The 8,584-nt window shown below is 72.4% G+C and carries 11 protein-coding genes; 5 read left to right on the top strand and 6 right to left on the bottom strand.

The annotated features are described in order from the left end of the window. On the bottom strand, positions 1-167 hold a 167-nt coding region (locus ADY59_RS54190; protein WP_156326142.1), incomplete at its 3' end, for an ROK family protein. A gap of 68 nt (positions 168-235) precedes the next feature. Here ADY59_RS54190 and ADY59_RS45470 point away from each other — a divergent pair. From ADY59_RS45470 to ADY59_RS45450, 5 genes are all read left to right on the top strand, one after another. Next, a complete protein-coding gene (locus ADY59_RS45470; RefSeq protein ID WP_049577006.1) occupies positions 236-1,042 on the top strand; it encodes a GNAT family N-acetyltransferase in 807 nt (268 codons plus the stop codon). A gap of 61 nt (positions 1,043-1,103) precedes the next feature. Continuing rightward, positions 1,104-2,120 carry a phosphotransferase family protein gene (locus tag ADY59_RS45465; RefSeq protein ID WP_049577003.1) on the top strand — a complete coding sequence of 339 codons (1,017 nt, stop codon included), beginning with the start codon at positions 1,104-1,106 and terminating at the stop codon, positions 2,118-2,120. 104 nt (positions 2,121-2,224) lie between these two features. After that, a complete protein-coding gene (locus ADY59_RS45460; RefSeq protein ID WP_049577000.1) occupies positions 2,225-2,461 on the top strand; it encodes a hypothetical protein in 237 nt (78 codons plus the stop codon). A 59-nt stretch (positions 2,462-2,520) separates the two neighbouring features. Next, entirely contained in the window at positions 2,521-3,372 is an 852-nt protein-coding gene (locus ADY59_RS45455; protein WP_049576998.1) for a helix-turn-helix domain-containing protein, read from the top strand. A 72-nt stretch (positions 3,373-3,444) separates the two neighbouring features. Further along, entirely contained in the window at positions 3,445-3,708 is a 264-nt protein-coding gene (locus ADY59_RS45450) for a hypothetical protein (protein ID WP_049576995.1), read from the top strand. Here ADY59_RS45450 and ADY59_RS50850 read toward each other — a convergent pair. The 5 genes from ADY59_RS50850 to ADY59_RS45430 all read right to left on the bottom strand — a co-directional run bounded on the left by ADY59_RS50850 (position 3,705) and on the right by ADY59_RS45430 (position 8,476). Beyond that, positions 3,705-3,851, bottom strand: a complete 147-nt coding sequence (locus ADY59_RS50850; RefSeq protein ID WP_156326141.1) for a hypothetical protein — start codon at positions 3,849-3,851, stop codon at positions 3,705-3,707. The two genes, ADY59_RS45450 and ADY59_RS50850, sit on opposite strands and share 4 nt — an antisense overlap. Before the next feature lie 75 nt (positions 3,852-3,926). Continuing rightward, complete coding sequence (locus tag ADY59_RS45445; protein ID WP_049576991.1) at positions 3,927-5,294, bottom strand: sensor histidine kinase; 1,368 nt, start codon at positions 5,292-5,294, stop codon at positions 3,927-3,929. Then, entirely contained in the window at positions 5,291-5,986 is a 696-nt protein-coding gene (locus tag ADY59_RS45440; protein ID WP_049576988.1) for a response regulator transcription factor, read from the bottom strand. The genes ADY59_RS45445 and ADY59_RS45440 overlap by 4 nt, the downstream gene beginning before the upstream one ends. 49 nt (positions 5,987-6,035) lie before the next feature. After that, complete coding sequence (locus ADY59_RS45435) at positions 6,036-7,538, bottom strand: phytoene desaturase family protein (protein WP_049576985.1); 1,503 nt, start codon at positions 7,536-7,538, stop codon at positions 6,036-6,038. A 47-nt stretch (positions 7,539-7,585) separates the two neighbouring features. Then, complete coding sequence (locus ADY59_RS45430; RefSeq protein WP_049576982.1) at positions 7,586-8,476, bottom strand: LysR family transcriptional regulator; 891 nt, start codon at positions 8,474-8,476, stop codon at positions 7,586-7,588. Positions 8,477-8,584 lie beyond the last annotated feature (108 nt).

Here is an 8,584-nt window from a genome sequence, read left to right as displayed (position 1 = left end):
AGGGCGGCGAGGCCGGTGACGAGGGCGGAGACGGCGGCGACGACGTGGGCGGGGCCGTCGGCCCGCGGGGTGGGACGGCGCTCGTGGTGGAGGATTGTGCCGTCACGGGCGACAAGTCCACCTTTGATAGTTGTGCCGCCGACATCTACCGCAATAACGCACTGCATCCCCCCATGGTCCCTGGTGACGGAAAACACTTTGAGCCGGGAGGCACCGGTGAAGGAGGATGTCGCGCATGCGCGTACGCCGGCTCACCCTCGACGACCTGGACGACTGCGGCCGGCTGGCCAAGGACCGGGGCTGGCTGCCCGAGCGGCACAAGTGGACGCTGCTGTTCGAGGTCGGCGAGGTGTACGGGATCGACGCGCCCGACGGTGACGGCCTGGCCTCGACCACCATCCTGACCCGCTACGGCGACGACCACGCGGTGATCAGCATGGTGCTGACCGCCTCCCGCTACGGCCGGCGCGGGCTGGCCCGGCAGCTGATGGAGCACGTGCTGGCCGAGGCCGGCGACCGGGTGGTGTCGCTGCACGCCACGGAGAACGGCCGCCCGCTCTACGAGCGGCTCGGCTTCCGCACGGTCGGGCACGTCGCCAAGCACACCGGGACCTTCCTCGGCGCGCACTCGGGCCGGACGCGCCCGGCGTCCGAGGCCGACCTCGCGACGATCCTGGAGCTGGACGCCGGCGCGTTCGGCACCGACCGGTCGCCGCTGCTGCGCCGGATGTTCGCCTTCGGCGAGCGGGTGCGCATCGCCGAAGGCGGCTACGGTCACTGCTGGCGCAACGACGACAACGTGGTCATCGGCCCCGTCGTCGCGCGCGACGAGGAGACGGCCCGGGCGCTGATCGGCGATCTGGCGCTCGACGTGGGCGGCGAGGTGCGGCTCGACCTCGACCTGGCCGAGCGGGCCCTCGTCGCGTGGGCGGCCGGGCACGGCATCGGCGACCCCTGGCAGGTGTCGCTCATGGTCCGGGGCGGCGAGCTGCCGGGCGACCGTGGCCGCCGGTTCCTGCCGTTCATGCAGGCGCTGGGTTGACCGGCGGAGCGGCGCTCTCATAGAGTCGATCACTAGAATATCGTTCTGTCGAAGGACGGCCATGACCTCCACCCACATCGACGTCAACACCGTCGACCTCGCCGGACTCGGCGCCTGGATGGACACGCAGGATCTGCCCGGAGGCCCGATCACCGGCCTGGAGCCGGTGCCCGGCGGCACCCAGAACGTCATGGTCCGCTTCGAGCGCGGCGGCCGGCCGTACATCCTGCGCAGGCCCCCGCAGCACGCCCGCAGCAAGAGCAACGAGGTGCTGCGGCGCGAGGCACGGGTGCTGGAGGCGCTGCGTGACACGCCCGTCGCGGCGCCCCGGCCGGTGGCGGCGCAGACGGCGGTGGAGCCGGTGTTCTACCTGATGGAGCCGGTCGACGGGTTCAACCCGTCGACCGGGCTGCCCGAGCCGCACGCCTCCGACCCGGCGATCCGGCACCGGATGGGGCTGGAGGCCGCCTCGGCGCTGGCCGAGCTGGGGCGCGTCGACCCGAGCGTGTTGCCGGGATTCGGCCGGCCGGAGGGGTTCCTGGAGCGGCAGGTGCCCCGCTGGATGCGGGAGCTGGACTCCTACGGGGAGCTCGACGGCTATCCGGGCCCGGCGATCCCGGGGCTGGCGGAGACGGCGGCGTGGCTGGAGGCCAACCTGCCGGCCTCGTTCACGCCGGGGATCATGCACGGCGACTACCACTTCGGCAACCTGATGTTCGCCCACGACGGGCCCCGGGTGGCGGCCATCGTCGACTGGGAGATGTGCACGATCGGCGATCCGCTGGTCGACCTGGGCTGGCTGGTGGCGATGTGGCCGCAGGCTGCGGCGATGGTGCCGGGGCTGGCCTCGCCACGGGAGATCGTCGACTGCTACGCGGCCCTGTCCGACCGCGACCTGTCGGCGATCGACTGGTACGCGGTGATGGCCTGCTTCAAGCTCGGCATCGTGCTGGAGGGCACGCACGCCCGCGCGTTCGCCGGCAAGGCGCCCAAGGACATCGGCGACCTCCTGCACGCCACCACGCTGGCCCTCTTCGAACGCGCCGGGCACATCATGCGCGACTCGATATCGACATAACCCCCACACGGCCCAATATCACGATTTTTCCCGAAAAAACGATCATAAGCCCGCCGATCTCCCCTACAATTGCGCGCAATTGCGTTGTTCGGGGAAGGATCGTCATGCGGATGCGGTTCCTGGGTTCCACGTCGGAGGCCGGCGCCTGCCCGACCCTGTACGAGACCGACCGCGGCACCATCGTCGTGCAGGGCCTCCAGGTCACCGACGCCGAGGCGCTGGCGGACCTGCGGGACGTGCTCGACGGCGAGACCGCGGTCGAGGTGCCCCGCGAGCTCATCACCGAGATCGCCCGCCGCGTCCTGCCATCGGGAAACGGAACACCCCCCGCCATCGGTTGATCACGATTGCGCCACTGGGCCTGGCATGATCGATCGGCACGGGTCTAGCCTCTTGCGACGTGACGTCGTTTCAGCAGGCGCGCGTCGAGCTCGGCGGGCAGCTCCGGCAGCTCCGTGAGGCGGCCCGCCTCACGGGCAAGGAGCTGGCCGAGCGGCTGCGCTGGCAGCCGTCCAAGGTCTCCCGCCTGGAGAACGCGCGGCAGACCGCGACGGAGGACGACGTCGTCGTGTGGGCGCAGGCCGTACGGGCGTCCCCCGAGGTCACGGACGAGCTGATCACCCAGGCCATCGCCCTGCTGGAGCGGCACGACGGCTGGAAGCAGCGCCACCGCAGCGGCCTGGCCGCCCTGCAGGAGGACGTGCGTGACCTGGAGGCGCGCACCAAGCTGTTCCGCGTGTTCGAGCCGGGCATCCTGGCGGGCCTGCTGCAGACGGCCGAGTACGCCCGCCACGTGTTCCGCAAGGTCAGGCGCCTTTACAGCGCGGCCGACCAGATCGACGCGGCGGTGCGGGTGCGGATGCAGCGCCAGGAGATCCTCTATGACCGCACGCGCGTGTTCAGGTTCGTGGTGCCGGAGGCGGTGCTGCACACCCGGCTGGCGCCGCAGGACGTGATGCTCGGCCAGGTCGACCGGCTGCTGGCGGTCAGCACGCTGCCGAACGTCGAGTTCGGCGTGATCCCGTTCACCGAGGAGCTGCCGTCGGCGCCGGTCAACGGCTTCTGGATCTACAACGAGGCGATGGTGGGTGTCGCCACCATGACCAAGGACCTGGTGCTACGCGATCCTGACGACGTGGCGTTCTACGTCCGCGCCTTCGACGACTATGCGAAGGTGGCGAAGTTCGGCGAAGCCGGGCGAGACATCATCATCCGGATTCTTAACGAATACCGCAAACAATCCCCACATTAATCCGCGCAATTGCTTGCCCTCCTCATCAAGATCGTGCAATTCTGACGCCAGACGATGCGGAGGTGACGCCTGATGCTTGACACCGCGCTCTGCTTGGAGCGGTTCGCCTGGTTCGCGGGTCGTCACGCCGACCTGTCCGTCCAGAGTCTCTCCCTGGCGAGCGACCCGGCGTTCGTGTGCGTGCGCAACCGCTTCTCCGCCACCCTCGCCGAGAACGTCACCTGCTCCGACGACGGCAGCTTCGTCACCTCGTGGGGCTACCGGCTGGGCACGGCCGACGACGTCGAGGCCGACCCCGCCCGGCTCGCCTACCTGCTGGCCGCGCTGCCCGCCTAGCCCGCGCCGGGGTCGTCCGACAGCCGTCGCGCGTGCTCGCGGTTCACCTCGGCGAGCCGGCCGAGCAGCCGCGGGAAGCCGCGCAGCTCGGCGCCGGGGACCTCGCCCAGCACGGCGACGAGAACGGTGGCCGGACGCTTCATGCGAGTCCTCCTGTTGATCGTCAAGGCGTTGCCCATCTGATCAACGACCGCCGAAAACTGGCCTAAAGCCCGCCATCAGGCCGGGGTGGCGCGGCCCGGCAGTTCGAGGGTCGCGATCGCGCCCCCGCCCGGCGCGTTGCCGAGCCGTACCCCTCCCCCGACCTCCGCGACGGCCTGCGCGACGATCGCCAGGCCCAGCCCCGAGCCGGGCAGCGAGCGGGCCGACGGCGAGCGCCAGAACCGCTCGAACACGTGCGGCAGCTCCTCCTCCGCGATGCCCGGCCCGTGGTCCCGCACCGTGAGCACGCCCGCCCTGAGCACGACCTCGACCCGGCCGCCGGGGCTGAACTTGGCGGCGTTGTCGATGAGGTTGAGCACGGCCCGCTCCAGCGAGGCGGCGCCGCCGACGACGTACCAGGGGCTGAGGTCGGTGCTGACCTCGGCGCCGCGCAGCCTGGCGCGCCCGGCGGCGGCGGTGACGACGTCGTGCAGCGGCAGCTCGGCGTGCGGCTCGTGGTCGGTGTCGCCCCGGGCGAGCTGGAGCAGGTCGCCGACGAGCGTGGACAGCTCGGCGAACTGCGCCTTGACGTTGACCAGCAGCCGCTCCTTGGCGCCGGGGTCGAGGCTGCGGCCGGTCTGCTCGCTGCGCAGCAGCAGGTCGATGTTGGTGCGCAGGGTGGTGAGGGGCGTGCGCAGCTCGTGCCCGGCGTCGGCGACGAGCTGCCGCTGGCGGTCGCGGGAGCCGGCCAGCGCGGCGGTCATCGCGTTGAAGGACGCGCTCAGCCGGGCGATCTCGTCGCTGCCGTCGATCGGGATGCGGGTGTCGAGGTCCTCGGTCTGCGCGATGTGCTCGACCGCCCTGGTCAGCCGGCCCACCGGGCGCAGCGCGGCGCGGGAGACGAGCAGCCCGGCCGTGGCCGCGACGAGCACGCCGAGCGCGGCCACGGCGGCCAGCAGGATCGACACGCTGCGCAGCGTGCTCTGCAGCTCGTGCGTGGGGCGGGCGATGACGAAGGCGGCGTGCTCGTCGACGTTCCTGACCAGGACGCGCACCGGGGTGCCGTCGTCCGCGTAGCCGTCGTAGACGACCTCCTGGCCGGGGTAGCCGTCGGCGATCTCCCGCTCGCGGCGGGTGACCTTGATCGCGGTGTTGCCCATGACGCAGCGGGTGCCGTCGGGGAAGACGATCTGCATCGGCTCGGGGAACGGCGGGTACTTGCCGTAGCCGGTCGTGCTCACCGGGTCGGCGGAGCACTCGCGGGTGGCCTTCTGCATGCGGTCGTAGGGGACGCGCTCGCCGGTCTGCCGTAGCGACTGGTTGAGCTGCCACGACAGTTCCCTGCGGACGAAGTACCAGGTGCCGACCGCCGAGACCGCGACCGCGATCGCCACCGCCGCGGCCACCAGGAGCGTCAGCCGCGCGCGCAGGCTGCGCTTTCTCACGAGGAGCCTCTGAGCACGTAGCCGACGCCGCGCACGGTGTGGATCACCCGGGGCTCGCCGCCGGCCTCGGTCTTGCGCCGCAGGTACATCACGTACACGTCCAGCGAGTTGGACGTCGGCTCGAAGTCGAACCCCCACACCTCGGCCAGGATCTGGTCGCGGGTCAGCACCTGGCGGGGGTGTGCCAGGAACAGCTCCATCAGCAGGTACTCGGTCCTGGTCAGGTCGAGCCGCCGCGCGCCCCGGGTGACCTCCCTGGTCGCCGGGTCCATGCGCAGGTCGCCGAACGTCAGCGTCTGCTCGGGCTCGCCCGCGCTCAGCGCGCCGCGCCGCAGCAGCGCCCGCACCCTGGCCAGCAGCTCGTCCAGCTCGAACGGCTTGACCAGGTAGTCGTCGGCGCCCGCGTCCAGCCCCGACACCCGGTCGCCGACGGCGTCGCGGGCGGTCAGCATGAGCACCGGGACGTGGTTGCCGGTCCCCCGCAGGCGGCGGCAGGCGGTCAGCCCGTCGAGCCTCGGCATCATCACGTCGAGCAGCACGGCGTCGTACGGGCGCCGGGCCAGCTCCTCCAGCGCCGCCTGCCCGTCGTCGGCGGTGACGACCCGGTAGCCCTCGAACTCCAGGCTCGACTGCAGCGCCTCACGCAACGCGGGCTCGTCGTCCACCACCAGCAACCGTGCGGCCTCACTCATGCCGCCCACGCTAGAGGAGCAATCTGAGAAGGTGATGAACGCGCGGCGGTCAGCTCAGCAGGGCCATCGCCGCGTTGTGGCCGGGGATGCCGCTGACGCCGCCGCCCCTGCGGGCGCCGGCGCCGCACAGCAGGACGCGTTCGTGCCCGGTCTCCACGCCCCACCCGCCCTCGTCGCCGTACGGCCAGCTCAGGTCGCGGTGGAAGATGTGGCCGCCGGGCAGGCCGGCGTCGTTCTCCAGGTCCACCGGCGTCTTGGCCTCGACGCAGAGCGTGCCGTCGGGGGCGCGCAGGATGCAGTCCTCAAGGGGCTCGGCCAGGACGGCGTTGATCGAGGCGAACGTGGCGCGCAGGGCCTCCTCCCGCGCCTGATCCGGATTTTTACGGAAAAGGCGGGCGGGCATGTGGAGGCCGAACAGCGTCAGCGTCTCCGCCCTGCCCCGCAGCTCCGGCCCGAGGATCGACGGGTCGGTGAGCGAGTGGCAGTACACCTCGGCCGGCGGCAGCTCCGGGATCTCGCCCGCCGCCGCCTGGGCGTGGGCCCGGGCGAGCTGGTCGCGCCCCTCGTTGATGTGGAACGTCCCGCTGAAGGCCGCCCTCGGGTCCACGGTCCCGTCCTTCAGCCTGGGCAGGCGGCTGAGCACCATGTTCACCTTGAGCTGGGCGCCCTCGGGCGGTTCGGGCGTCCGGCCGAGCACCTTGTCCAGCACCGCCGGTGGGAGGTTGACCAGGACGTGCCCGCCGGTCACGGTGTGCTCGGCGGAGTCCGTACGGAAGGTGACCTCTCCCGAGGGAGAGATGCCGACGACCTCGGCCCCCGTCCTGATCTCCGCGCCCGCGCGCCGGGCGGCCGTCTCCAGCGCGCCGGAGACGGCGCCCATGCCGCCGACGGGCACGTTCCACTCGCCCGTGCCGTCGCCGATCACGTGGTAGAGGAAGCACCGGTTGGCCAGCAGGTCGGTGGCCGGGTCGGCGAACGTGCCGATCAGCGCGTCGGTGAGCACCACCCCGCGCACCGTGTCGTCGCCGAACCGCTCGTCCACGGTCCGGCCGATGGGCCGCGCGAACAGCTCACCCCACGCCCGCGCCCCCACCAGCCGCTCGACCTGCGCCGCCGTGGGCAGCGGCTCCAGCAGCGTGGGCGCGAGCACGCGGGCGGTACGGGCCACCATGGCGTAGAAGTCCTGCCATGCCGTGTGATCGGCCTCGCTGCCCGTCACCTCCAGGAACGACCGTCTCGTCCGTTCCGCGTCCCCGCCGTCCACGAGCAGCCCGGTACGTCCCTTGGGCGTGTACGAGGCGTAGCGGCGGCGGCGCAGCTCCAGGTCGAGGCCCAGATCCTTGACGATCTTCGAGGGCAGGAGGCTGACCAGGTAGGAGTAACGCGACAGGCGTACGTCCACTCCCGGGAAGGGGCGGGCGGAGATCGCCAGCCCGCCGGTGTGATCCTGCCGCTCCAGCACCAGCACCCGCCGCCCGGCCTTCGCCAGGTAGGCCGCCGCGACCAGCCCGTTGTGGCCGCCTCCGGCCACGACCACGTCATACGCACCCATTGCGGCACTTTATCCCCGCCGGCCCGTCTTGGGGACGGCCCGGCCGGTCAGGGGCGGCTGGATATGTCCAGGAGGGCGGCGGCGGGGCGGGTGAGGTTCCGGCCGCTCCGCCAGACCGCGCGCAGCGTCCGCACCAGGTTGATCCCGGCCAGGGGGACCTCGACGAGGCGGCCGGTGGCCAGCTCGGCCTCGACGGCGTACCCGCTGAGCACGGCGGGCGCGGCCCCGGCCTGGGCGGCGCCCTTGACGGCGGAGTTCGAGCCGAGCTCCAGCCGCGGGCTGGCCTGACGCAGCTCCAGGAACGCCAGGTCGAGCGTCTCGCGGGTGCCCGACCCGCGCTCCCGCACGACGAGCGGGGTGCCCGCGAGCTCCGGTCCCCGCAGCGCGGTGCGGCGGCGCGTCCAGGGATGGCCGGGCGCCACCACGACCACCAGCCGGTCGGTGCCCACGACCCGGCTGGCCAGCCCCTCGGGCACGTTCGGCCCCTCGACGAACCCCAGCTCCACCTCCTCGGCCAGCACCCGCGCGGCCACGTCGGCGGAGTTGACCACGTCCAGGCCGACGGGCACGCCGGGCTCGCGGTTCTGCAGCTCGCCGAGCCAGCGCGGCACCAGGTACTCGGCGACCGTCATGCTCGCCGCCACCCGCAGGAGCGCCGCCGCGCCCTGCCGCACGGCCTGCGCGGCCCGTACCAGCTCCTGCGCGGCGGACACCAGCTCGGCCGCCCATCCGGCCACCATTCGGCCCTCGGCGGTGAGCGTGGAGCCGCGCGGCGTCCGCTCCAGCAGCGGCAGCCCCAGGCGGCGTTCGAGGTGGGCGATGCGCTTGCTCGCGGACGGCTGCGCGATGCCCGCCGCCCTGGCCGCCCGTCCCAGGCTGCCGAGTTCCCCGACGTCGACCAGCAGCTTCAGCGACGCGAGGTCCGGCAGCTCAGTCATAGCCCCAGGCTATGACCTCCCACCCAACCCATGCCTACCGGCGGCCCCCGCTGCGCCGAAGACTTGGGGCATGCTGCTCGACCGCCGCCTCCGCCCCCGCCGCACGGC

This window comes from Nonomuraea sp. SBT364 (assembly GCF_001083785.1).
Classification (GTDB): Bacteria; Actinomycetota; Actinomycetes; order Streptosporangiales; family Streptosporangiaceae; genus Nonomuraea.
Note: the sequence above shows the minus strand (reverse complement) of the source record. Positions and strands in the feature narration are given on the sequence as shown.